The sequence below is a fragment of the Methanobacterium sp. genome, from assembly GCA_030017655.1.
In the GTDB taxonomy this organism is placed as follows: Archaea; Methanobacteriota; Methanobacteria; order Methanobacteriales; family Methanobacteriaceae; genus Methanobacterium_D.
Window position 1 is genome coordinate 13,426 of sequence record JASEIM010000005.1, and the last position, 23,197, is coordinate 36,622.

At 32.6% G+C, this 23,197-nt stretch carries 23 protein-coding genes and 1 tRNA gene; 12 read left to right on the top strand and 12 right to left on the bottom strand.

Going from position 1 to position 23,197, the window contains the following annotated elements; translation table 11 throughout:
- Positions 1-20 precede the first annotated feature (20 nt).
- The 7 genes from QMD61_03460 to QMD61_03490 all read left to right on the top strand — a co-directional run bounded on the left by QMD61_03460 (position 21) and on the right by QMD61_03490 (position 7,617).
- Positions 21-974 (top strand): radical SAM protein, encoded by a 954-nt coding sequence (locus QMD61_03460; GenBank protein MDI6723685.1) that lies wholly within the window; start codon positions 21-23, stop codon positions 972-974.
- Between the two features lie 15 nt (positions 975-989).
- Complete coding sequence (locus tag QMD61_03465; protein ID MDI6723686.1) at positions 990-1,832, top strand: TIM barrel protein; 843 nt, start codon at positions 990-992, stop codon at positions 1,830-1,832.
- 809 nt (positions 1,833-2,641) lie between these two features.
- Positions 2,642-3,763, top strand: a complete 1,122-nt coding sequence (locus tag QMD61_03470) for an AAA family ATPase (protein ID MDI6723687.1) — start codon at positions 2,642-2,644, stop codon at positions 3,761-3,763.
- A 249-nt stretch (positions 3,764-4,012) separates the two neighbouring features.
- Positions 4,013-4,681, top strand: a complete 669-nt coding sequence (locus tag QMD61_03475) for a DUF4013 domain-containing protein (protein ID MDI6723688.1) — start codon at positions 4,013-4,015, stop codon at positions 4,679-4,681.
- Between the two features lie 278 nt (positions 4,682-4,959).
- On the top strand, positions 4,960-6,114 hold the full coding sequence (gene thiI / locus QMD61_03480; protein MDI6723689.1) for a tRNA uracil 4-sulfurtransferase ThiI: 1,155 nt from the start codon (positions 4,960-4,962) through the stop codon (positions 6,112-6,114).
- A 193-nt stretch (positions 6,115-6,307) separates the two neighbouring features.
- Positions 6,308-6,583 (top strand): MoaD family protein, encoded by a 276-nt coding sequence (locus tag QMD61_03485; protein ID MDI6723690.1) that lies wholly within the window; start codon positions 6,308-6,310, stop codon positions 6,581-6,583.
- Positions 6,584-6,684: 101 nt separating this feature from the next.
- The gene (locus QMD61_03490; protein MDI6723691.1) at positions 6,685-7,617 is read left to right on the top strand and encodes an ABC transporter substrate-binding protein; all 933 of its coding nucleotides are present in this window, start codon (positions 6,685-6,687) and stop codon (positions 7,615-7,617) included.
- Between the two features lie 13 nt (positions 7,618-7,630).
- Here QMD61_03490 and QMD61_03495 read toward each other — a convergent pair whose 3' ends face one another.
- From QMD61_03495 to QMD61_03505, 3 genes are read right to left on the bottom strand one after another with little or no spacing between them, the layout of a single operon-like run.
- The gene (locus QMD61_03495) at positions 7,631-8,224 is read right to left on the bottom strand and encodes a 4Fe-4S dicluster domain-containing protein (GenBank protein ID MDI6723692.1); all 594 of its coding nucleotides are present in this window, start codon (positions 8,222-8,224) and stop codon (positions 7,631-7,633) included.
- Between the two features lie 58 nt (positions 8,225-8,282).
- Positions 8,283-9,299, bottom strand: coding sequence for a ThiF family adenylyltransferase (locus QMD61_03500; protein MDI6723693.1), 1,017 nt, complete (start codon positions 9,297-9,299; stop codon positions 8,283-8,285).
- Complete coding sequence (locus QMD61_03505; GenBank protein ID MDI6723694.1) at positions 9,289-10,617, bottom strand: GMC family oxidoreductase N-terminal domain-containing protein; 1,329 nt, start codon at positions 10,615-10,617, stop codon at positions 9,289-9,291. Before QMD61_03505 ends, QMD61_03500 begins: the two co-directional genes overlap by 11 nt.
- A 190-nt stretch (positions 10,618-10,807) precedes the next feature.
- Between QMD61_03505 and QMD61_03510 the strand changes: the two genes are divergently transcribed.
- The 3 genes from QMD61_03510 (at position 10,808) to QMD61_03520 (ending at position 12,638) form a co-directional block, all read left to right on the top strand.
- Complete coding sequence (locus QMD61_03510; GenBank protein MDI6723695.1) at positions 10,808-11,629, top strand: sulfide-dependent adenosine diphosphate thiazole synthase; 822 nt, start codon at positions 10,808-10,810, stop codon at positions 11,627-11,629.
- Between the two features lie 105 nt (positions 11,630-11,734).
- Positions 11,735-12,112, top strand: coding sequence for an MOSC domain-containing protein (locus QMD61_03515; GenBank protein MDI6723696.1), 378 nt, complete (start codon positions 11,735-11,737; stop codon positions 12,110-12,112).
- A 376-nt stretch (positions 12,113-12,488) separates the two neighbouring features.
- Entirely contained in the window at positions 12,489-12,638 is a 150-nt protein-coding gene (locus tag QMD61_03520) for a YHS domain-containing protein (protein MDI6723697.1), read from the top strand.
- A gap of 274 nt (positions 12,639-12,912) precedes the next feature.
- Here the strand turns inward: QMD61_03520 and nifU are convergent, their stop codons facing one another.
- The 4 genes from nifU to QMD61_03540 form a co-directional block, all read right to left on the bottom strand.
- Complete coding sequence (gene nifU / locus QMD61_03525; GenBank protein MDI6723698.1) at positions 12,913-13,326, bottom strand: Fe-S cluster assembly scaffold protein NifU; 414 nt, start codon at positions 13,324-13,326, stop codon at positions 12,913-12,915.
- A 31-nt stretch (positions 13,327-13,357) separates the two neighbouring features.
- A complete protein-coding gene (nifS, locus tag QMD61_03530; GenBank protein ID MDI6723699.1) occupies positions 13,358-14,533 on the bottom strand; it encodes a cysteine desulfurase NifS in 1,176 nt (391 codons plus the stop codon).
- A 120-nt stretch (positions 14,534-14,653) separates the two neighbouring features.
- A complete protein-coding gene (locus QMD61_03535) occupies positions 14,654-16,123 on the bottom strand; it encodes a homoserine O-acetyltransferase (protein ID MDI6723700.1) in 1,470 nt (489 codons plus the stop codon).
- A 74-nt stretch (positions 16,124-16,197) separates the two neighbouring features.
- On the bottom strand, positions 16,198-17,502 hold the full coding sequence (locus QMD61_03540; protein ID MDI6723701.1) for an O-acetylhomoserine aminocarboxypropyltransferase/cysteine synthase: 1,305 nt from the start codon (positions 17,500-17,502) through the stop codon (positions 16,198-16,200).
- 223 nt (positions 17,503-17,725) lie between these two features.
- On the opposite strand from QMD61_03540, the gene QMD61_03545 reads away from it, so the two are divergent.
- Positions 17,726-17,796: transfer RNA gene (locus QMD61_03545), tRNA-Cys, on the top strand.
- A 141-nt stretch (positions 17,797-17,937) separates the two neighbouring features.
- Positions 17,938-19,314 (top strand): cysteine--tRNA ligase, encoded by a 1,377-nt coding sequence (gene cysS / locus QMD61_03550; protein MDI6723702.1) that lies wholly within the window; start codon positions 17,938-17,940, stop codon positions 19,312-19,314.
- A gap of 3 nt (positions 19,315-19,317) precedes the next feature.
- Here the strand turns inward: cysS and QMD61_03555 are convergent, their stop codons facing one another.
- From QMD61_03555 to QMD61_03575, 5 genes are all read right to left on the bottom strand, one after another.
- A complete protein-coding gene (locus QMD61_03555; GenBank protein MDI6723703.1) occupies positions 19,318-19,716 on the bottom strand; it encodes a helix-turn-helix domain-containing protein in 399 nt (132 codons plus the stop codon).
- Positions 19,717-19,926: 210 nt separating this feature from the next.
- On the bottom strand, positions 19,927-20,640 hold the full coding sequence (cysE, locus tag QMD61_03560; GenBank protein ID MDI6723704.1) for a serine O-acetyltransferase: 714 nt from the start codon (positions 20,638-20,640) through the stop codon (positions 19,927-19,929).
- 28 nt (positions 20,641-20,668) lie between these two features.
- On the bottom strand, positions 20,669-21,655 hold the full coding sequence (gene cysK / locus QMD61_03565; protein MDI6723705.1) for a cysteine synthase A: 987 nt from the start codon (positions 21,653-21,655) through the stop codon (positions 20,669-20,671).
- Between the two features lie 177 nt (positions 21,656-21,832).
- Positions 21,833-22,183 (bottom strand): NifB/NifX family molybdenum-iron cluster-binding protein, encoded by a 351-nt coding sequence (locus tag QMD61_03570; GenBank protein ID MDI6723706.1) that lies wholly within the window; start codon positions 22,181-22,183, stop codon positions 21,833-21,835.
- A gap of 61 nt (positions 22,184-22,244) precedes the next feature.
- Entirely contained in the window at positions 22,245-22,943 is a 699-nt protein-coding gene (locus tag QMD61_03575; protein ID MDI6723707.1) for a hypothetical protein, read from the bottom strand.
- Positions 22,944-23,197 lie beyond the last annotated feature (254 nt).

The window sequence follows — 23,197 nt, forward strand, 5'->3', positions numbered from 1 at the left end:
ATTTCTAAGTAAGTTTGTGGTTGCTTGATAAAATTAGAGAAGAGATATCTTTAGATGATTTTTTTGGAAAAAAATCTGCTGGAAAACCCGTAAACGAAGTTGAGGTAAAATCTATTTTAAATAAAGCTAAAAAGCGTGATTCATGGTTTTTAGTAGATTACTCACTTAATCCTTATCTTGGATGCTCGTATAATTGTCTTTACTGCTACATTAGAGGAAGTCATTACGGGGGAGATACAACACACAAACTCGAAGTTAAATCAAATGCCGCAGAAATTTTGAAAAAACAGCTGAAAAGAAGGGCAAAAAATAAAGAATACGGGTTTATTGGCATTGCATCATCTACCGAGCCATATAACGAAGTTGAAAAAGAAATAAAATTAACGAGAAGCCTGCTTAAAATAATAGCACGATTTAGATTCCCAGTTAGTATTTTAACCAGATCCACATTAGTTTTAAGAGATATAGATATTTTAAAAAAGATTAACGAAAATGCTATTTTACCTCCTGACTTAAAACCCAAATTAAGAGGTGGAGCCATAATTTCATTTTCTTTCTCCACTCCAGATGAAAAACTGGCCAGAATATTTGAACCAAACGCCCCAACACCAAAAGAAAGATTAGAAACCATGAAAAAGTTTAAAGCCCTAGGTTTCAGGACAGGAGTATGTTTTATGCCTGTTTTACCATTTCTATCTGATTCTGAAAAACAGATAGAAAAAATGGTGGTGTTAGCCAAAAATTACGGTGCTGACTCCATTTTAACCGCTGGTTTAACCTTATTTGGGGATGGACCAACTGATTGTAAGACTGTTTACTATAAAACAGTCGAAAAATATTTTCCTGAACTTTTAGAAAAAACTAAAAAACTTTTTGGAGAAAAATTTTATCCAGATCCAAAATACCAGAGAGAACTCGCTGAAAAAGCAAATAGGTTATGCAAAAAATACCATATTAAAAATAGAATAGCTTAAAAAAACAGTGATAAAATGACATCAGACATACGATTTGGCCCTGCAGGAAGACCTATTGGATACAAAGGTAAAACAACAGAAGTTTGCGATTATATTAAAAAAATAGGGCTTGATGCCTTTGAATATCAAGCCACTTATGGCGTTAGAATATCAAAACAGTCCGGTTTGGAACTTAAAGATAATGCAGAAAAAAATGATATTCTAGTTTCCATTCATGCCCCTTATTATATAAATTTATGCTCCCAGAAGGACGATACTATTAAAAAGTCCATAGAACGGCTTGTTCAATCAGCAAAAGCAGCAGACTGGTTGAATGCTTACAGAATAGTTTTTCATATGGGTTTTTATACTAAATATTCTCCAGATGAGGCTATGAAAAAGTGTAAAGAAGCTATTGCAGAACTTTTAGAGAAAATAGAGAGTGATGGAATTAAGAATTATACATTTGCGCCTGAAACAACCGGCAAAAAATCACAGTTTGGTTCACTTGATGAAATTATTGATATATGTCAGACATTTGATAATTTTGCACCTACAGTGGACTTTGCGCATATGCATGCACGGTCTGGAGGAAGTATTAAAACTAAAGATGATTATGCAAAAATATTTGATAGAATAGAGGGCGAATTGGGCATTAAAACTCTTCATTCCCATTTTACAAAAATTGAATACAATGACGCTGGTGAGAGAAAACATCATGTGCTTGCAGATGAAAATTTCGGGCCTCCACTCACCCCTATATTAGAACTCGTTTCAGAAAATGGTTTTAATGTTACTTTTATCTGTGAAACACCATACTTAGATATAGATTCAAAGGAAATGAAGAAAGAATATCAAAAAATATTAAATGAGAAGTAATTTTTAAAATATCGTCGTATTTTTAACATTTTTTTCCTGATCGTGGGTTGGTTTGGGTTAGTTTTTTATGGTAGTTTTAGAAAAGAAGTATTATGGAAGAAAGCATTGAAAATCAAGAATTTAAATTAATTAATTGGAAATCTATTGTTATTGGAAGTATAATAACATTAATTGGATTTATTATATCTCTTGAAGGGTTTTTTTACCTTTAGATGGAAATTTAGAACTTTTCCCCTTATTATTGGGATTATATGCTTTAATACCCTTAATAGGAGGATTTAGCACTGCTTTTATTAATAAGTCAAATTATAGAGTGGGCATTATAAATGGAGCTTTAGCTACTCTAATAGGATTAATTATATTTCAATTATACGATTATTTAAGTTGGATTATCATAGATAAAGTACCGTACAACATATTTTATGTAATTGAAGACACAATTTGGCTTATTATCCCAATAGTATTATTAGGTATTTTTGGGGCTGTAATTGGAACAAGCATAAAAAAACTAAGAATTAACAATAGACAAATAAAAGCTTAAAAAAAATTCTTGGGATTTACAGTTTTTCTTATTTTACTTCTTTAAACCCCGTAATATGACGAACTAAAAAACAATCTAAATTTTATAATCAATTCTTGAAATATTTAATTTAAGGATATTCCTCTTTTTAAAGGGATTTATATCAATGCCAAAGTTTTTATCCATAATAGTATATATGATAACATGAAAATGTATAAAAATAAATTTAATTACCTACGATTTTTTAATTTAAATTTTATTTACATAATCAACGCTGGAAGGTGTATTAGTGAAATTTAACAATATGGCACCCGATTCATATATTATGGAGAAAAAAACATCGCAAAATAAAGGCGGACCTATAAAAGAGGCTAAAGTAGTTGCATTAGAGTCTATTGGTTATCCTTTCCTTTGCAATCTTGTTGAAAATCCTAAAATAGAGATATTTGATAAAGAACTTTTTGAACTTTACGCAAGGGAACAGTGGGAAGGATACACTGTTAATGAAGGTTCTTTTCTTTTTGATCAAAAATTACTGCCTGATTTCGCATTCAAAATTATAAAAGCCCATCCTAATAACTCCCAGATAACTGCAAATACTTCCATAGTCCTGATTGAAAATGAGGAAATTAAAAAATTCAATAAAATTGAGAGCAACCTTAAAATGGAAGATGTTGTTGGTCAGGAACGCGCAAAGACAAAATGTAAGATAATAATGAAATATTTACAGGAACCGGAGAAATTCAAAGAATGGGCACCCCGTAATGTTCTTTTCCATGGAAAACCAGGTACAGGGAAAACAATGCTTGCAAAATCCCTTACAAATGAACTTAAAGTTCCACTATTCCTTGTTAAAGCAACAAGGCTTATAGGAGAACATGTTGGTGATGGCGCAAGGCAAATACATGAACTTTTCGAAACAGCAGCACAATCTGCCCCTTCTGTAATATTTATAGATGAAATGGATGCAATAGGGCTGGACAGGAAATATCAATCACTTCGTGGGGATGTTTCAGAGGTTGTAAATGCCCTCCTTACTGAAATGGATGGAATAGACCAGAATTATGGAGTTGTGACAATAGGAGCAACAAATAACCCTTATTTACTTGATTTTGCTATAAGAAGCCGTTTTGAAGAGGAAATCGAGTTTGAAATCCCGGATAAAGGGCAAAGACAAATAATGCTTGAAAATTATATAAAAACCATGCCCATTAAAGTGGATGTGAACATTGAAAGATTGGCAAATGCAAGTAAAGGAATGTCTGGAAGGGATATTAAGGAGAGATTATTAAAAACAGCCCTCCATAAGGCAATTTCTGATGATATGGATACTGTAACCTGGGAGCATATGGAATATGCTTTGAAGTTACACAAAAACGAGAAAAACGAGCCAAAAAATATGTTTGCATGATTAATGGGATCTGAATGCTTAAAAAAAGTATTCTATTTAATTTTTTTAGTTCTATTATTTAATTTTGTATTCAAATTCTTTATATGATTCATTTTTTGGTTTATTTTTACATTTTAAGTTATTAAAATGTTAATAACTGAATTAATTTAATAGTATGTTGATTTTTGATATTATAAAAACATTTAAACACCATAAATTCCAACACTGCATAAGATATTAAATTAATCTAATTATCATAAGAATTAAAGAATGAAAATATATGAAATTATATATGATGCTGCTAAATATCCATTTTCTGGATTAAAACCCTTCTTTTTACTAGGATTGATGATTTTTATAAGTAGTTTTCTGTTTAGTCGATACAATGATTTTTTCGGTTATCTTGACGATATTTTTGGCCACTTTGCTTTAATACTGGTTATACTGCTGTTTTTTATAATAGTACTTGTTTTTACAATTCTGGAAGCTGGTTATACCTTTAAAGTCATTGAAAAAAGCGTGCAGAGAATTGAAAAACCTCCAGAATTCAATGAATTTATCCATATGTTTAAACATGGGCTGAATGAAATAATTATTGGATTTATTTACTTTTTAATACCTGCAGTTCTCTTTATTTCCATTTTAGATAGCGTTATTTCCGAGATAAATTTAGGAATGCCATCTCTTCATGATGATGTTATTATTTTGTTTTTAATTGTTGGACTTTTATTGGGATTTATTGCAGATATAATTTTTACAGTTGCTATTCCCCATATGGCTTTTAATGGAGGTTCTTTCAAAGATGCATTTAGTTTTTTTGAAATAACTAAAAAAATTAGGCAAATAGGTTTAAAGAGGTTGATGATTGGATATTTGTTTGTAATTGTAGGGGTGGGATATTGGAGGTCCTATATTAGAGGAAATAATAGGTTCCTTTAATATAATTGGTTTTACCATAGCACAACTTATAGTTGCACCCTATATTCTCATGTTTTCTGCAAGGTTTGGTGCATTAATCTACAGGAATTAATTTTTTTATTTTTGATAATGTATGATCAATCTATTTTTATTTAAATATATAAAGAACCAAGAATGGATTTAAAAATTAAAGCAATTTTAATAAAGCACTTTAAAATATAATATTAAACCAGCAGAAAATGACTTAATTAAAATAAATTTCATTAATAAATTAAAAAATGGATTAAAGGAGCAATTAAATGGATTATGAACTTATAATTGTAAGATACGGAGAAATTGGAGTTAAAAGCCCAAAAGTAAGGCGAAGATTTGAAAATAAATTGATAAGAAATATAGAAAGTAAACTAAAATGTGAAATAGAAATAAATCAGGGTAGAATATTTCTATATCCTGAAAATTTTGATGAAGCATTGGAAGTGTTAGGTAAAACAATAGGAATAGTATCATTTTCTCCTGCAGTATCCACAGAAACTGATTTTAGCAGTATAGAGCAAACAATTGATAAATATGTAGATAAATTAGTATCTGAAGGTTTATTTTCAGATAAAAATACATTTGCAGTAAGATGCCGAAGAGTAGGAACTCATGAATTCACAAGTCAGGAAATGGCAGGTTTCTGCGGCTCAGTAGTAATTAAAAATACCAATGCACCGGTTAATTTAAGTAATCCTGACTTTGAGCTTTTTGTAGAAGTTAGGGAAAATAAAACCTACATTTACCATGAAAAAATTTCCGGATTAGGCGGTCTTCCAGTAGGAACTCAGGGAAAAGTAATTGCACTTGTATCTGGAGGCATTGATTCGCCTGTTGCCGCGTTTTTAATGATGAAACGAGGCTGTGAAATTATAGTTCTCAATTTCAACAATTACCCTTATACTTCCAAATCCAATGAAAAAGTGCATAAAATTGTTGAGAAACTCGAAGAATATTCCCCTTCAAAACTCAAGTTTTTTGAAGCAAATTATGGAGAATATCTTAAAAACTGCATCGAAAAGGCAAATCCCCGGTTAACGTGTGTTTTATGTAAAAGCGGGATGTACAAAATCGCTGAAAAACTTGCAAAACAGGAAAATGCTCTTGCAATCATTGATGGAAGTAGTTTAGGACAGGTTGCATCCCAAACACTCCCTAATATCCTTGCAACAAGATATTCCACAAATATGCCCATATTAAGTCCTTTAATTGGGCTTGATAAAAGTGAGATTGAAGAAATAGGAAAGAAAATAGGAACCTTTGACATTTCCATACTGCCAGCCGCTGGATGCAGCGCTGTTCCAAAATATCCAGAGACAAATGCAAAACTTGACAAATTTTTAGAAGTACTAGAAAAAATTAATTTTGATGAGGAGACGAAAAAAGTGTTTTCTTCTATTAGACTAAATGAATCAGGATAATTCATCACCAATTTAATTTTCTTTATAATTGAGACATTTTTTTGACAAAAGATATAAGTAACTTAATATATAACAATAGTTATAAAAACATCGCTTTTCAAATGAAATTTCAAAATGAATTATTATCAACTTAAATTTAAATTAAAAAATTAATAAAGGATATTTTAATATTAAACTATATTGGAGAGTTATTATGGTTGAATTGAAATTTTTAGCACGGTTTAGAGATATTACAAAGGAAAGATCTGTAAATATTGAATACACTGGAAATGTAGATAATTTAATTGATGTTCTTACTCAAAAATATGGAAATGAATTTAAAGATGCACTGTTTGATAAAGAAGGAAATTTAAGAGATTACATGAAAATACTTGTAAATGGCGAAGATTTAGATGCTATTGGAGGCTTAGAAGCAGAAGTGGGAAGTGGAGATGAAGTTGTATTTTTCCAGACTATTGCTGGGGGATAAAACGCAACACCTAAACAACTCTTTTTTACTTTCTAAAATCAAATTTTTTTAATTTCATTGTGAAACTGAAATTTGATAAAACTGGTTATAACAATTGTTATATGATAAAACTAGGAGGAATTTTTATTCGCATAGGTTACCTATCTACAATATACCACACTTCATTTATACTGAAAAACGAGCCTTTAAGAAATTTAAGTGATTATAATCTAGAATGGACCCTATTTTCCACAGGACCTGCAATGAAGGATGCATTTGTTTCAAATGATATCGATCTAGGATACATTGGCCTTCCCCCAATCATGATTGGGATTGAAAACGGTTTAAAAGTTAAATGCGTTGGAGGAGGGCATGTAGAAGGAACAGTTATGGTTGCTTCTAACTCATATAAAACCTTCGATGAACTAGGAAATATCAAAGAAGTATTAAGGCAATTTGAAGGTAAATCTATTGGAGCTCCATCAAAAGGATGTATTCATGATGTGATCATACGTGAATTTACTAAAGACCTTGATATTGAAATTAAAAATTATTCATGGGCAGATTTTATGTCTGATGCTATATTTGATGGAGAAATAGCTGCCAGTGTTGGAACACCATCCTTTGCAATCCTTACTTTAAAAAAGTTGGCTTTTCATATTGTCATTCCTCCAACTAATCTCTGGCCATATAACCCAAGCTATGGAATAGTAGCAAGAAATGAAATAATTGATGAATATCCTGAATTTATAATTGATTTTCTTAAAGCACACGAAGATGCTTCTAATTTAATAAGAAATGAACCTGATAATGCAGCAGATATAGCTGTAGATGAAATTGAAGTCCTTAGTAAAGATTTTGTGCTTAAAACATATAATGTATCCCCAAAATATTGTGCAAGTGTTCCAAAAGAGTATATTAAATCCACACTTAAATTTGTACCTGTATTAAAAAATTTAGGTTATATAAATAGCGGTTTAAAAGAAGAAGACATCTTTGACACTCGATTTATTGAAGAAATTCATCCAGAATCTTCACATTATGATTCCATCTAAAAAATGATTTTAATTATTTATATCTACATTCCTTTATTCTTTTTAGTCTTTTAGTAAACCCTGTCTTCTCCAAAATTTTGTTAATGTCACTTACATCTTTTTCTGGTAATAACATAGGCCCTAGATTTAGTTCTTCTCTAATATCTTCTAAATTAACTTTTAATTCAAGCCATTCTTTTCCGTATTCTTTTATTAAATCATCGAAAAAGTCACTTGGAATTGCTCCAAGTCCGAATTCAATGAAACTATCACCATATGCCGAAAAAGGGGCTATTTTAGGTTTTCCTCTTCCATGGTCAATTGCTTTTTGTCTTAAAATTTGATTAGCTTCACATGGGCTGTTATTTACAGGACAAATGCTGTGGCATGTATAACAGTAAAAGCAATTCCAGATTATATCATCTGTAATTAAAGTTTCATCATTGTCCAGCACTCTTTTAACTATTTCTCTTGGATCGTAGTCTGTATGTCTTGCTGCTGGACATATTGATGTGCACATTCCACACTGACTGCATTTAAGAACTTCAAGGTTTTCTGATGCTTTTAAGTCTTTTTTAATTCTCTCTGCAAGTTTAAATGTTTTCTCATCTAATTTAAGTGTTTTCATCTCGAACCTCATCTATTTAAATATGGATTTATCCATTTACAATTCTATCAAAACAAATTTATGTTCCAATATACCTCGCATAAATTGATTTTGCAACATTTTTATCATTGGTTCCTTTAATTATTGCCCTTCCATCCCTAAATACAGATATTTCATTTTTTTCCATCTTAAAAAGTAAAATAAAATCTGCACACTTAACACTACCTAAATGTTCCAGTTTAGATGCAAGCTCTCTTAAGTTTATTTCTTTTGCATTTGCAGGAGTTATCTGGATAGCATTTTTACCGCAAAGAGATGTTATAACTTCCCTATCTTCAGAATTTAAAAAGTCAAAATTTCCATTACTACAACATTCACATTTTTCATTCTTTCTGACAATTATATTATCAAATGAATTGCTCCATGTATCATAAACTATAAGACTGCTATCATGCTCATTTTCAGGCTTTGCTTCTCCAAGAAGTATTTTTATAGCCTGAGTACTTGCCATTGACCCCATAATCACTGTTATGGTATTTAATACACCCATCGTATCACATGTTGGCAGTGCACCCGGTTTGGGAATGCTTGGATAAAGGCACCTAATACATGCAGCGCCAGGTAAAATGTTCATGGTCATTCCTGATGTTCCAATTGCACCAGTGTATATCCATGGAATTTTTTCCCTCACACATACATCATTTATGAGCATTCTTGTTTGGATGTTATCTGTTCCGTCTAAAACAAGATCAGCATCTTTTATTATTTCTTCAACATTTGTATGATTTAAATCTTTAACAAGAGGGATGATTTCTATTTCAGAATTAATAGATTCAAGTTTTCGGGTTGCAGCTATCGCTTTTGGTTCTCCTACATCTTTTTCGTCGAATAATAGCTGTCTTTGAAGGTTATTTAGTTCAACAAAATCTCTATCTAATATTGATATTTTTCCAATTCCAGCACGTGTAAGATTATTTGCAGCAACTGTTCCCAGTGCTCCACATCCAATAATGATAACATGGCTTTTAGCCAGTTTTTTCTGGCCATAATCACCTATATTTTGTAAGATTTCTTGTCTTGCATATCTACTTTCCATATTTATCACCAAAGTCCTTTGAAATATTTTTAGCAAGTTTTTTTGCGAGTGCGATTATAGTTAAAATTGGAGGTCTACCCGGAGCTTGTGGAATTATGCTTGCATCAGCTACGTACAATCCTTTTATTTGAGTTTCAAGGTTATTATCGACTACTCTACCAATTGCAGCAGTTCCACCAGGATGTGCTCCCCTTATTGATGTTGAAACAATAGATGAAGGATCTACGCCAACTTCAATGAGTAATTTAACGCTTTTTTCGTATCCCCTTTTTAATAATTCAATATCTCTTTCAGTAAGTGGTTTTTCAATAGATTTATCAGTGATGATCTTTCCATTGGATTCATCAGCTATTTTTACCATTAGGCCCATTATATCTTCAGGATTTGCATTAAATCCTTTATCTTCTAAAAGAGATACAAGTTTATTAGAAAAATGAGGTGATATAAAATATGGGCCAAATTCAGATTTAACGCCCATTGGAATTTCCTTGTTAAGGTTTGCATCTTTCAAAAAACCTCCAACTGTTATAAAAAGATCGCAAAATAACCCTTCACCTACATTTTCTTTAATTCCAGAATTCTTTAGTATTTGCGGAGTATTTAATGCCCCTGCAGCAAGTATAACAGTTTTCACTTCAAATGATTTTGTTTTATCTCCAAATAAGCCTTCTATTCCTGTAACTTTATTATTTTTATGGAGAATTTTTGTAACTCTAAAATCAGAAATGAGTGTTGTTCCATTATCCTGAGATTCATTTATAAAATGAGTTGCATCCCATTTTGCATCGAGTTTACATCCTTCAATGCATAATCCACAGTTATTACATTTAGAAAAATCTATGAATTTAGGCATAGGCTCCATAAAATAACCAAGACTTTCTCCAGCTTTTACTATTTTTCGTGTTGCAGGCCCCATTAAATCCCGAGGGAAGGGGCTAACTTTTAGATCTGTACTTGCTTCAATTAATTCTTTAAAAAGATCAATATCATGAATGTTGAATTGTTTTGTTGCAGAGTTTGAATAACAAGTACTACACGCATAGCATGCATTTGCAAGAGAAACGGGAGTTGTACCCCCTACACATTCCATATACATTAATTCTGCAGGAAATCTGAGGAAATCGTATTTTTCCTTATTCTCCTTAGTTAAATTAACTTTTAAATTAATTTGAATATTTTTGAGATAAGTTAAAGATGTGCCTGTTTTTTGACGCTTTCCTTTCTCTAAAATCAGGACTTTGAACCCTTTTTGCGAAAGTTCCTTTGCTATGGTTGCCCCGCCGGCGCCAGTTCCAATTACTGCAATGTCAAAAGTCATATAATTTCACTTCATAATTTTATAAATATATTACAATTGTTATATAACAATAGTTATATAAATCTTTGGATATTAAAGAATTCATAAAAGTACCAAAAGAAGCATTTTCTAATTTTTGAGATTAAAGACATAATCTTTATAAGTAACAATCGTTATATAACTATTGTTAAGAAATGAACTGGGGATTAAAATGGAAAAGTTTTCAAAAATATCTGAAAAAGAAGTAACAAAGGCCATTGTCGAAGGCTTTGCCAATGAATTCATAGAATACATTGAAAGTGATGTAATTATAGTTGGAGCAGGTCCAAGTGGACTCGTAGCTGCAAAAAAACTCGCAGAAAAAGGCGTTAAAACACTTATAATAGAAAGCAACAATTATCTTGGTGGCGGTTTCTGGATAGGCGGTTACTTAATGAATAAACTTACAGTAAGAGCTCCAGGACAAAAGATACTTGATGAAATTAGAGTGCCTTATGAAGAGGTTACAGAAGGATTATTTGTTGCAAATGGGCCTCATGCTTGTTCTAAGCTTATAGCAGGTGCAATGGACGTCGGTGCTAAAGTAATTAACATGACCAAGTTCGATGACGTTGTTTTACGTGATGATCGTGTCAGTGGTATTGTTATGAACTGGACACCAGTATCAGCCCTTCCAAGAGCCATAACTTGTGTTGATCCTGTTGCAATCGAATCAAAAATAGTTATAGACGCAACTGGACACGATGCAGTTGTTGTAAAATCACTAGAAGAACGTGGACTTGTAGATATCAAAGGATTTGGCGGAATGTGGGTCGAAAAATCTGAAGATGCTATTGTTGAACACACAAAAGAAGTATTCCCAGGGCTTTTTGTTGCTGGAATGTCAGTTGCTACCACCTTTGGTCAGCCAAGAATGGGCCCTACATTTGGAGGCATGCTCTTATCCGGCGAAAAAGTTGCTGAATTAATTTATGAGAAATTGCAAAGTAATGGGGACATAAAAGCTGGTGAAGCAATAATTGCGAGCAAATAATTAATAATTTTTTTATTTTTATAATATAACATTTAAGACGATTTTTATGGTAGCTAAAATCATTGCTGTTTGTGCAAGTAAAAAAAACAAACCAAAAAAATAAATGTGGGATATGCATTTCTTAAAGAATATTACGGCATTATTGGTGATGCCCATAGTAACAGTGACACACATCGCCAAATTAGCTTACTTGCTATCGAAAGTATCAATAAGATGAGGGATCTTGGCTTAAATGTGAACCCTGGGGACTTTGCAGAAAATCTTACCACCGAAGGAATTGACCTTGTGAATTTACCTGTTGGTAGCAAAATGCTTGTTGGTGAAAATACTATCCTTGAAGTAACTCAGATTGGTAAAGAATGCCATGCTCGTTGTACAATTTATCATCAAGCTGGAGATTGTATAATGCCAAAAGAAGGAATTTTTACAAGAGTAATAAAAGGTGGAAAAGTAAAAACAGGAGATAAAATAGAATTAATATAAAAGCAGCTTTTTCTTATTTCAAAATGAATATTTTTTAAATTTAATTTTTTACCTTTGACTAATTAGCTGAATCCAGATAACTACCAAAATTTATTTATTCTCCCAAAATCATAACAATAGTTATAAATTAACAATAGTTAAGTTATTGAGGGGTGATTACCGGAAGATAAAAATAAGAGTCATGAATTTATTTTGCAAAGCAGACTCATCAAAATCCTTAAAATACCTTAAAAGCCTTAAGACCATTACATTTAGATCAATAACATTCAGTTCAATTAGATCATTATTATTCATGCCTATTACTTTTAAATGATGAGTTGGACAGCAAATCAAGATAAAATTTTAGCTCTACATTACTTAAATGATGGTGGTGTAAATGTTATTAGATCCAGTTTTCAGAAAAGAAGTACATGCACGCAAAGCAAGATTTTTAACTGGATACAAAGGCAAAATATACTATTTCTGCTCAGTTTGCAGTAAAAAACTCTTTGAAGAACATCCTGAAAAATATATTAAAATCAAATAGTTATGGTTGAATCATAATTTTTGAAGAAATTTCTTTAAATCCACATCAGACTTGATAGTGCTGCAAAGAATTTAAATGAGTTAAAAAAACTTTGTCTTAAATAGAATTTGGTTTAAACACCTTATTCTAATTTCCAATTTTTAGAAAGTGACAAGCTTCTAATCCACTCCGAATTTACAACACTCATTATTAAAAGCCTTTATTTCGTTAAAAATAGAAAAAAATATTGAAATTTTTTTTCAAAATATACTATTCAATATTAAAAAATAAATTTTTATTCCTCTTCACAGGAGGAACATACAATATGTTCTTTTGGTTTTTCTCCTTTCTTTTCCCTGTAATTATCAATAGCAGCATGTAATGCATCAGCTGCAAGGTTTGAACAGTGCATTTTAACTGGGGGAAGACCTTCAAGGTTTTCTGCTACATCATTTCTTGTTATTTTCATGGCTTCCTCAAGAGTTTTTCCCATTGCCATTTCTGTAACCATGCTGCTTGTTGCAATGGCAGCGCCGCAGCCGAATGTTTTAAATTTAATGTCTTCAATCACATCGTCTTTTACTTTAATGTAAATTGTCATTAAATCTCCACAAACCGGGTTCCCTACTGTTCCAATGCCGTCTGCATCCTCTATTTCGCCAACATTTCTTGGGTTTTGAAAATGTTCCATTACTTTATCGCTATACATATACTCAACCTCTAATTATAGCTAAATTATTTTATTCATTTCTTTCTGCTCCGGGTATTGCACACCAGAGAGGAGAAAGTTTTCTAAGTGTTCCAACTACTTCTTTAATGGATTCTATTGCATGATCCACGTCTTCTTCTGTGTTTTCTTTTCCAAGAGTTAAACGTAGCGATCCATGTGCATCAACATGTTCCAAGCCAAGTGCAGTTAAGACATGTGATGGTTCTAATTTCTTTGATGAGCATGCAGAACCTGTTGAAGCTGCTATTCCTTTGGAATCAAGGTGCAATACTAATGATTCCCCTTCAATACCGGTAAATCTGAAATTTACATTATTTGGAAGTCTTTTTGTTCTATGTCCATTTAAATATGATTGTTCCACTGAATTCAGTACTCCATCTATTAATTTGTCCCTTAAATTTGTTATATATTTCGCATTATCCAGAAGATTATTTTGAGCAAGTTCACATGCTTTGCCAAGCCCAACAATCCCTGAGACATTTTCTGTTCCTGGCCTTATACCTCTTTCATGTCCCCCGCCATGGATTATTGGCTCCAATCTAACTCCTTTTTTAATATATAAAGCTCCAATACCCTTTGGGCCGTAAACTTTATGCGCTGAGAGTGAAAGCATGTCAACATTAAGTTCTTCGACATTTACAGGGATTTTACCAACTGTTTGAACAGCGTCTGTATGGAAATAAATCTTCTTTTTCCTTGCTATTTTACCAATTTCTGCAATTGGCTGGATTGTCCCAATTTCATTGTTAGCGTGCATTATTGTAATAAGAATGGTTTTATCAGTTATTGCATTTTCTAAATCAGATACTCTAACAATTCCTTCTTCATAAACAGGGAGATACGTGACATCAAAACCATTTTTTTCCAGATATTTACACGTTTCATCAACTGCAGGATGTTCTATAGCACTTGTAATTATGTGATTTCCTTTATCTTTTAATCTGTAAGCTGTACCTTTAATGGCTATATTATCTGACTCTGTTCCGCCACTTGTAAAAATAATTTCTTCAGCTTTTGCTCCAATGAGTGATGCAACCTGTGCCCTGGCATTTTCCATAGCTTTACTTGCTTCTCTTCCCAGCGAGTATAAAGTTGAAGCATTTCCGAATTCATCGACAAAATAAGGCTTCATGGCATCAAATACTTCCCTATCAACTGGTGATGTAGCCGAATGATCCATATAAATCATTGATTCACCTCAATTTTTCCTATTTTTGTTTCAAAAATCTTGGTTTTTCTAAACCTCATAAACTATTTTTCCACAGCAAATTAATATATGAACATTAATTATGATAAGTTTTTTCCATTAATCTCGTGTTATTAGAGTGCTTATATGGTCAGTTGTTATAATTCCAATAACTCTTTGGTTGTCATCTACAACAGGAAGGGATGAAATATTGTATTTGTTCATTTTCTCTGCTGCTATCTCTATTATATCATCAGGATTAGACACTAGAACTTCTTTTGTCATTATTTCATCTAATTTACTGCATTTTAAGGCAACCGCCTTGGAAATATCCCATGCAGTTACTATACCTATTAATTTATCACCATCAGCAACTACAGGCAAATGTGTGACTTTATTTTCAAGCATCATTTTAGCTGCTTCATCAATACTTGCTTCTTCACTGATTTTAGTCACTTCACCTGTCATTACATCTTCAACAAGAATATCTGAGAGAAATCCGCTTATGATATAATTTAACTGACCTTCTTCCAGAAGGAAAGCATCATGGCCATAGGGTGATTTAAGCTCATGATAGCGTACTTCTATATTATTTGCAGTTAATGCCATTACAATCTCTTTTGATTGTGCTGGTGGGTAAAGCCAATCAGAATTAACAGAAATTACCAGGAATTTCGCCTTTACATCTTTAAATCCTTCAGCAAGAGATCCATTCTTTGTAAGGTCAAAATAATCCATGGCTTTCGTTATATAAAGGTAAGAATTAGCATCGAATCTTTTAACAAAAGATTCTCCCTGGTAATGAAGGTAACTTTCCACCTGAAAATCAAGTGAAAAATCAAATCCATATTTTTCTTTATCCTGAAGTCTTCTCCCAAATTTTTGATACATTGACTCATAACTAAGATATGTGATGTGTCCTATCATCCTAGCAAGGCTTAAACCATCCTTAGGAATGTCCCCAGAGTAATAAGATCCCTCATTCCATTTTGGATCAGATATAATTGCCTGCCTGCCAACTTCATTAAAAGCAATTTGCTGTGGAGCAGAATGTGCTGTAGTAGCTATCGGAATTGCCAATCTAACCATATCTGGATAAGACACGCACCATTGAAGAACCTGCATTCCGCCCATTGAACCACCAACAACTGCAAAAAGTTGATTAATGCCAAGATGATCTATTAACTTTTTCTGGGCATTTACCATATCAGAAATTGTAATTATTGGAAAATCTAATCCATAGGGCTTACCAGTTTCAGGATTAATAGAATAAGGACCAGTTGAACCTTTACATCCTCCAATAACATTAGAACAGATTATAAAATATTTTTCTGTATCCAGACATTTTCCTGGCCCTACTATAATGTCCCACCAGCCAGGTTTTTTGTCTCCTTCATGCCATCCAGCAACATGAGCATCACCAGAAAGTGCATGACAGACTAAAATTGCATTACTTTTTTCCTTATTTAATTTACCGTAAGTTTCATAGGCTATTGTAACTTCTTTAAGTCTGCCCCCACCTACCAGTTTTAAATCATCGGAAAGGTTATAGTATTTTGTATCTACAAGTCCAACTGATTCCTTTTTCATTTTTTTAAATCCCATATTAATTTGGTTTGTCCAAGGTTCTTAATATTCTTTGGACAAATCAGGAAAAATTTTAATTATATTTTGGATAATGCCTGATCTATGTCTGCTATAATATCTTCAACGTTTTCAAGACCGATGGAAAGTCTTACAAAGTCTTCTGTAACTCCAGTTTGTGCTTGTTCCTCAAGTGTAAGTTGCTGATGAGTTGTTGAAGCCGGATGAATAACTAGACTCTTTGCATCTCCAATATTTGCAAGATGTGAGAGAAGTTCAGTGTTTTCAATGAATTTTTTACCAGATTCAAGGCCACCTTTAATTCCAAATCCTACTAAAGCCCCATATCCTCCTTTTAAATATTTAGATGCCAATCCATGGGCAGGATCATCTTTTAATCCAGGATATGTTACCCAATTTACTGAAGGATGGTCTTTAAGGAATTTTGCAACTTCAAATGCATTTTCAGAGTGTTTTTTAACCCTTAAATCTAATGTTTCAAGACCCTGTAAAAATTGGAACGCGTTAAAAGGACTTAAAGCAGCCCCAATATCCCTAAGAAGTCTTACTCTCGCCCTCATTATGTAAGCCACATTTCCAAGTCCTGGAAAATCACCAAATGTTTCCCAGAAATTGAGTCCATGATAACTTGGATCTGGCTGGTCTAAAGTTGGAAATTTACCGTTATCCCAATCAAAGTTTCCAGAATCAACAATTACTCCACCAATGGATGTGCCGTGTCCCCCTATGAATTTTGTTGCAGACAGAGTTGTAATGTCCGCCCCATATTTGATGGGTTTTACAAGCCCTACACCGGTTGTATTATCCACTACAAATGCTATTCCGTTATCGTGTGCAATTTCTGCAATTGCTTTGTAATCCGGTACATCTAATTTTGGGTTTCCTATTGATTCAGCAAAAATAGCTTTTGTTTTATCTGTAATTGAATTTTCAATTGCATCGAGATCAGTAGACTCTACAAAATTCACTTTTCTACCTAATTCTGGGAAAGTATAGTTGAAAAGTTGATAAGTTCCACCATAAAGGTTATTTGCTGAAACTATTTCATCACCAGGTGAACTAAGATTTAATAATGCATAAGTATTTGCAGCTTGGCCAGAAGCCACTGCTAAAGCTCCATTTCCACTTTCAATTGCTGCAATTCTCTTTTCAAAAACGTCAGTTGTGGGGTTCATTATACGGGTGTAAATGTTACCAAATTCTTTTAATGCAAAGAGATTTGCTGCGTGGTCCGAATCTTCAAAAACATATGATGATGTCTGATAGATAGGAACTGCCCTTGCTCCTGTTGCAGGATCAGGTTCTTCCTGCCCTACATGCAATCCTAATGTACTTAATCCATATTCTTTTTTCTTTTCTGTCATTAAATCCCTCCAAAAATATTAGATATTTATATAACAATTGTTATATTATTTAACTACTCCCATATTATTTATAGTTTACCAATTAGGTACCATTACATCTAAAACCATGAAATATTCCATTGGATGTGTAATACTAATCTAAGACAAATTACAAAATAGTCATAGTAAGTAAACTATATATATAACAATTGTTAATTTAATAACTAACGCATTAAAATCTTTTGCCGAGATGACCGAGCGGCTAGGTGCGTGGCTGCAGACCACGATACTTGGGTTCAAATCCCAATCTCGGCCTTAAACCAAATTTGAAGTATTAATACTTAAAATTATTGAACTTAAAACCTTATAAATAAGTTTAATGAAATAATATACTTTTTTAATCTAATTAACATAGCAATTAAAGATATTTTGAACAAATTATGAGTTTGAGGCCCTATGAAAATATACAACACCATGACCCGTAAAAAAGAAGAATTCAAACCTTTAAACGAAAACAGGATTAAAATGTTTGTATGTGGGCCAACAGTCTATGATAAATCACATATAGGGCATGGGAGAACTTATATTGCTTTTGATGTCATTGCAAGATATCTCAAATATAAAGGATACAGCGTTTTTTATTTGCAAAATATTACAGATATCGATGACAAAATAATTAAAAGAGCAAGGGAACTTGGAGTCGAACCATTAAAACTTGCTAAAGAGTTTGAGGAACACTATTTCCATGATATGGAATTATTGAATGTGACTAACGTTAATTTTTATGCAAGAGCCATGGAACACCTCAATGAAATTATTAATCAAATTCAGACACTCATGAATAAAGGTTTTGCTTATGAAACCCCTACAGGAGTATATTTTGATGAATCACTGTTTAAAGACTTTGGAAAACTTTCAAACAGAAATATTGAAGAGTTAAATGTTCACAGAGTTAATCCAGATCCTACAAAAAGAAATCCTGGTGATTTTGCCCTCTGGAAAAAGAGGGATGATGAACCCTCATGGGACTCACCATGGGGCCCTGGAAGGCCAGGATGGCATATCGAAGATACTGCAATATCTGAAACCTATTTTGGAGGGCAATTTGATATCCATGGTGGAGGATTAGATCTCATATTCCCTCATCACGAGGCAGAAATTGCACAGATGGAATCTGCAACTGGTAAAAAGCCAATGGTTAAATACTGGATGCATACAGGCTTCCTGAATGTTAGCGGAGAGAAAATGTCCAAATCTCTTGGAAATTTTATCACAATCGAAGAACTGCTTAAAGAATATGACCCTCAGGTCTTCAGATTTTTTGTTCTTTCCACTCATTACAGAAGTCCAATTGATTTTAGCGATAATGCCCTACATCAATCAGAAAATAGTATTAAAAGAATCTATAAATTGATAGAAACCATAGATGAACTTTTAGATATGGACCTAACTGAAAAAAATGAAAATGATAAAAATTACCTTAAATTATTAGAAAAAACAAAAAATGAATTTTTAGATGCAATGGATAATGATTTTAACACCCCTATTGCGATTTCGGTTCTCTTTAATTTAATTAGAGAGATAAATAAAGGAATAAATGAAGAAAATATCTCCAAAAATATACTTAAAGAAATAAAATTACTATTTAATGAATTTGGAGATATCTTGGGACTTATTTTTTCAGTTGAATCCTGCAAAGGAGACTCAAATAGCCAATTACTGGACACTTTAATTGATGTAAGGGAAAAACTCCGTGCAGATAAGAATTATGAGCTTGCAGACGAAATACGGAGTCGATTAAGGGACTTTGGCATCAACTTAGAAGATAAATAAAAATTAAATGCAATAATCCATAAATTCTTCATTTCTTTTAGAACCCATGCATGCATTGCAGCCTGTAGGAACATTATCTTTTTCTTTATGCAATTGACAGATGATTTCTTCTGCTTTTATATTTTTACATATGTCGCATACTTTTCGAATAATATCTCCTTGACCTAAGTCCTGCTCAATTAAATCTCTTGCAAGCAACCGGATCATACTTTGCGTATGAGCATCAAATTTAATTCCATGACCCCTCTTATCGCTTATATACTGTGATACTGCTGGTTGAGTGATATCTAGTAACTTTGAGATTTCTTTTTGTTTCATACCTAAATTAAGAAGTTCTTTTGCTAATTCTGATCTGATGGTTGGGATTACATACCATACAACTATTTCACATGGTGGTCTCATTCTATCACACTTGATGATTCATAATATTTAATTGTAAAAATTTACTGAAATTTATGAATTTGTAATATAACTTATGTTATATAACTTTATATTATTTTGCTCAAATATCCATTGATTAAATCAATTATATATAATTTATTTCATTAAAAAAATCTTTAAATAAACTTAATTAACAATTTAACACTTTTAAACCTCTAAAATTAATATCAATTAAATGCCTGATCCTTCTGAAAATATCTCTTCGATTTCTGATTTTTTTTCAAATAGTTCATTCATTTCAATTACTGATGTTGATACTCCTAAAGCTTGAATCTTTCTTTCCATTTCATCCTGGCGCTCTAAAATAATTTTAATAATTTCTGCAACAGGATCCGGTAACTCCCCATGATCTAAATCTATAGCGCATTTACGTTCCTCTTTCACGTTTCTTCCAGGTATTCCAACAACTGTAGACCCCATTGGCGCTGATTTTAAGACTACTGAGCCTGCACCTATTTTTGAACAGTCCCCTATTGTAATATTTCCTATTATTTTAGCTCCTGCACCAATTACAATACCATTACCAATAGTAGGGTGCCTTTTTTTCTTTTCTAAGCTTGTTCCACCCAAAACGACACCCTGATAAATTAAAACATCGTTTCCAATTTCTGCAGTTTCTCCAATAACTACTCCCATTCCATGATCAATGAAAACTCTTCTCCCAATTTTTGCACCGGGATGTATTTCTATTCCTGTAAAGAAGCGAGCTAGAGCCGAAATTAATCCTGCTGAAAGCCCATGATTACGAATCCATAAGCAGTGCGCTATTCTATAAAGCCAGATAGCATGAAGTCCAGGATATGTTAGAAATATTTCTAATTTACTTCTTGCTGCTGGATCTCTTAGCATTACCATTTGTATGTCTTCTCTAACTCGATCAAACATTTGCTCGCCCCAATTTACTATTTTTTAATTAATTTGTAAACTCTTCGGTTGCATATTCGTTGAATGCCTTTTCAAATACCCATTCCATACTTAGGTAGCGCTCGCCTGTATCTGGAAGAATAACAACAATTCTTTTAACCTTATTTTCTTCTCTTTTCGCCACTTCAAGGGCTGCATAAACTGCAGCGCCTGATGAGATACCTGCAAGAATTCCTTCTTCCCTTGCCAGTCTAACCATTGTATCTGCTGCATTTTCATCTTTTACCTTGATAATTTCATCTATTAAATCTATTTCCAGTACATCAGGTATAAATCCTGCACCTATTCCCTGTATTTTATGGGATCCTGGCTGTCCTCCAGACAGTACGGGTGATGCTTCTGGTTCTACAGCTATTGCCTTAAAATCAGGATTTTTTTCCTTCAGAACCTGTGCAACACCAGTTAAAGTCCCTCCGGTACCAATACCTGCAACCAAAATATCTACTTTACCGTCTGTATCTCTCCATATCTCATTTGCAGTTGTTTGTCTATGTATTTTGGGGTTTGCCTTGTTTTTAAATTGCTGAGGCATTACTGCATTTGGTAATTTTTCCACAAGCTCTTCGGCCTTTGCAACTGCACCTTTCATTCCATTTGCACCAGGAGTTAAGACAATTTCTGCACCTAAAAGCGCGAGCAATTTTCTTCGTTCCATGGACATCGTGTCAGGCATGGTGAGAACTAATCTGTAATCTTTAGCCGCTGCGACAAAAGCAAGAGCTATACCTGTATTTCCGCTTGTTGGCTCCACTAAAACTGTTTCTTTATTTATAAATCCTTCCTTTTCGCCTTGTTCAATCATCGCCACTCCAATTCTATCCTTTACACTGCTTAAAGGGTTGAATGATTCTAATTTTGCCAGAACTTCTGCCTGTGCACCTTCTGTAATTCTATTCAACCTTACCAGAGGAGTATTTCCTATAAGTTCTGTAGCATCGTTTGCTATTCCTCTTTTTAATTCTGGTATTTTAACCATCTATTTCACCTTGTAATACTATATGTATTTTTAATATTGTTTTTATTGTATATAACTATAGTTATATAACATTGTTATAAGACAAATTTTCTGAGAATGCTCAAAGATATAACTATAGTTATGTTTCTTTAATTTAATTTGGTATATAAAATTAACGATCGTTATATTAAATTAAAATTAGAAAATATATTCTTTTTCTTTTTGAATTAATTCATATACCTTCTTTAAGGCGTCTTCTATTAACATTGGTATAATTACAGGCTGAATTCCGTGAGAAATAAGCATATCCGCAGCCCCCCGACCTATATCGCTCACCAGAACCCCATCACAATCTGAAATGAGATTTACAGCATCTTCCAGTAAAGAATCATGACTATCAATGGCACATGCTGGCTTGTTCTGTCGAGTTTCCAAATATTCGTAGCTCCCATCATCTTTAAGTTCAACTATCAAAAATTGCTGTGCCCTGCCAAAATGCTGATTTACGAATTTTCCATCACTACTGGCTATTGCTATTTTATATGACATTTTAAGAATTCCCTTATTACAATAATATCTCCTGATCAATAACATATTTATTTATTGGGCATTAATCCCTAGTACTAAGCTCACCTCTATTATATAAACGCTGGAGTTCCGATGCATGTTTTAATTCATATTTCCATGTTGGAAGATTAAAAAAAGGGAATAAAGCCCCTTGCATAAAGTAATAATATGCTGCTATTCTACCATATTTTTTCCATGTTATATAATAATAAAGAGGAAAACCGCATCCCTGATTCACTAGGGGACTTCCAGAACGTACTGTTCCATGATAAACCATTGGAATAGAGTTATTTTGCCCATTTTCCTTTGCAATGCCATAAACATAATTTAAAGCTTCATCGAGAGTATCAAACTCAATTCCGTCAGCCCTAAATCTCATTTTATCATCTGGAAGTCCAAATATAAACGCATTTATAACTTCTCTCCAATCTATAGGTACATCCGAGCCTTTTTTATCAATAAAGCCCAGTTGTATTATTGTTACATTTCCTTCCATATAATGGCTGTATTTCGAACTTCCCGCATAATGAAGCACTAATATACATTTAGACCCTCTTTCTTCCGCATATTGGGCTAAAAGTCTGGAATGCAGATGTCCCGGATACATATCAGGATCCTGAAACTTAACAAATGATAATCTTCCAAAAGGTTCAATATCCCCTTCTGTGGCCAATGTATGTCCATATCCTCCAAAAAATAGAAATATTATTATTAATCCTGATAAAAGTTTCAAATGCTTCATGGTTTTCCCTTTAAGAAATTATTTTAAATTCTTAAATATATTACTTATAACTAATTTATTATTACTATTCAATTGTTAATCCGAGTATTTAAAAGTGAAGATTTTACCAGAAAATATATTTAAAACCCATTTAAAAATTCATTAATATCTCCAACAAACTCTAAACTTGCATTTCTACTATTATCAGAGAAAATCAACTTATTTCTATCTTTATAAAATTTTAAATAAAAAATAAATATTTTAAAAAGTATTTT

Bases quoted from the DNA above. Each gene is read 5' to 3' on its own strand.
- QMD61_03490 (MDI6723691.1), top strand. From the start codon at position 6,685: ATGATAAAACTAGGAGGAATTTTTATTCGCATAGGTTACCTATCTACA.
- nifU (MDI6723698.1), bottom strand. From the start codon at position 13,326: ATGTATAGCGATAAAGTAATGGAACATTTTCAAAACCCAAGAAATGTT.
- QMD61_03475 (MDI6723688.1), top strand. From the start codon at position 4,013: ATGAAAATATATGAAATTATATATGATGCTGCTAAATATCCATTTTCT.
- thiI (MDI6723689.1), top strand. From the start codon at position 4,960: ATGGATTATGAACTTATAATTGTAAGATACGGAGAAATTGGAGTTAAA.
- QMD61_03520 (MDI6723697.1), top strand. From the start codon at position 12,489: ATGTTATTAGATCCAGTTTTCAGAAAAGAAGTACATGCACGCAAAGCA.
- QMD61_03575 (MDI6723707.1), bottom strand. From the start codon at position 22,943: ATGAAGCATTTGAAACTTTTATCAGGATTAATAATAATATTTCTATTT.
- QMD61_03510 (MDI6723695.1), top strand. From the start codon at position 10,808: ATGGAAAAGTTTTCAAAAATATCTGAAAAAGAAGTAACAAAGGCCATT.
- QMD61_03505 (MDI6723694.1), bottom strand. From the start codon at position 10,617: ATGACTTTTGACATTGCAGTAATTGGAACTGGCGCCGGCGGGGCAACC.
- cysK (MDI6723705.1), bottom strand. From the start codon at position 21,655: ATGGTTAAAATACCAGAATTAAAAAGAGGAATAGCAAACGATGCTACA.
- QMD61_03485 (MDI6723690.1), top strand. From the start codon at position 6,308: ATGGTTGAATTGAAATTTTTAGCACGGTTTAGAGATATTACAAAGGAA.
- QMD61_03500 (MDI6723693.1), bottom strand. From the start codon at position 9,299: ATGGAAAGTAGATATGCAAGACAAGAAATCTTACAAAATATAGGTGAT.
- QMD61_03540 (MDI6723701.1), bottom strand. From the start codon at position 17,502: ATGACAGAAAAGAAAAAAGAATATGGATTAAGTACATTAGGATTGCAT.
- QMD61_03570 (MDI6723706.1), bottom strand. From the start codon at position 22,183: ATGTCATATAAAATAGCAATAGCCAGTAGTGATGGAAAATTCGTAAAT.
- cysE (MDI6723704.1), bottom strand. From the start codon at position 20,640: ATGTTTGATCGAGTTAGAGAAGACATACAAATGGTAATGCTAAGAGAT.
- QMD61_03465 (MDI6723686.1), top strand. From the start codon at position 990: ATGACATCAGACATACGATTTGGCCCTGCAGGAAGACCTATTGGATAC.
- cysS (MDI6723702.1), top strand. From the start codon at position 17,938: ATGAAAATATACAACACCATGACCCGTAAAAAAGAAGAATTCAAACCT.
- QMD61_03535 (MDI6723700.1), bottom strand. From the start codon at position 16,123: ATGAAAAAGGAATCAGTTGGACTTGTAGATACAAAATACTATAACCTT.
- QMD61_03555 (MDI6723703.1), bottom strand. From the start codon at position 19,716: ATGAGACCACCATGTGAAATAGTTGTATGGTATGTAATCCCAACCATC.
- QMD61_03495 (MDI6723692.1), bottom strand. From the start codon at position 8,224: ATGAAAACACTTAAATTAGATGAGAAAACATTTAAACTTGCAGAGAGA.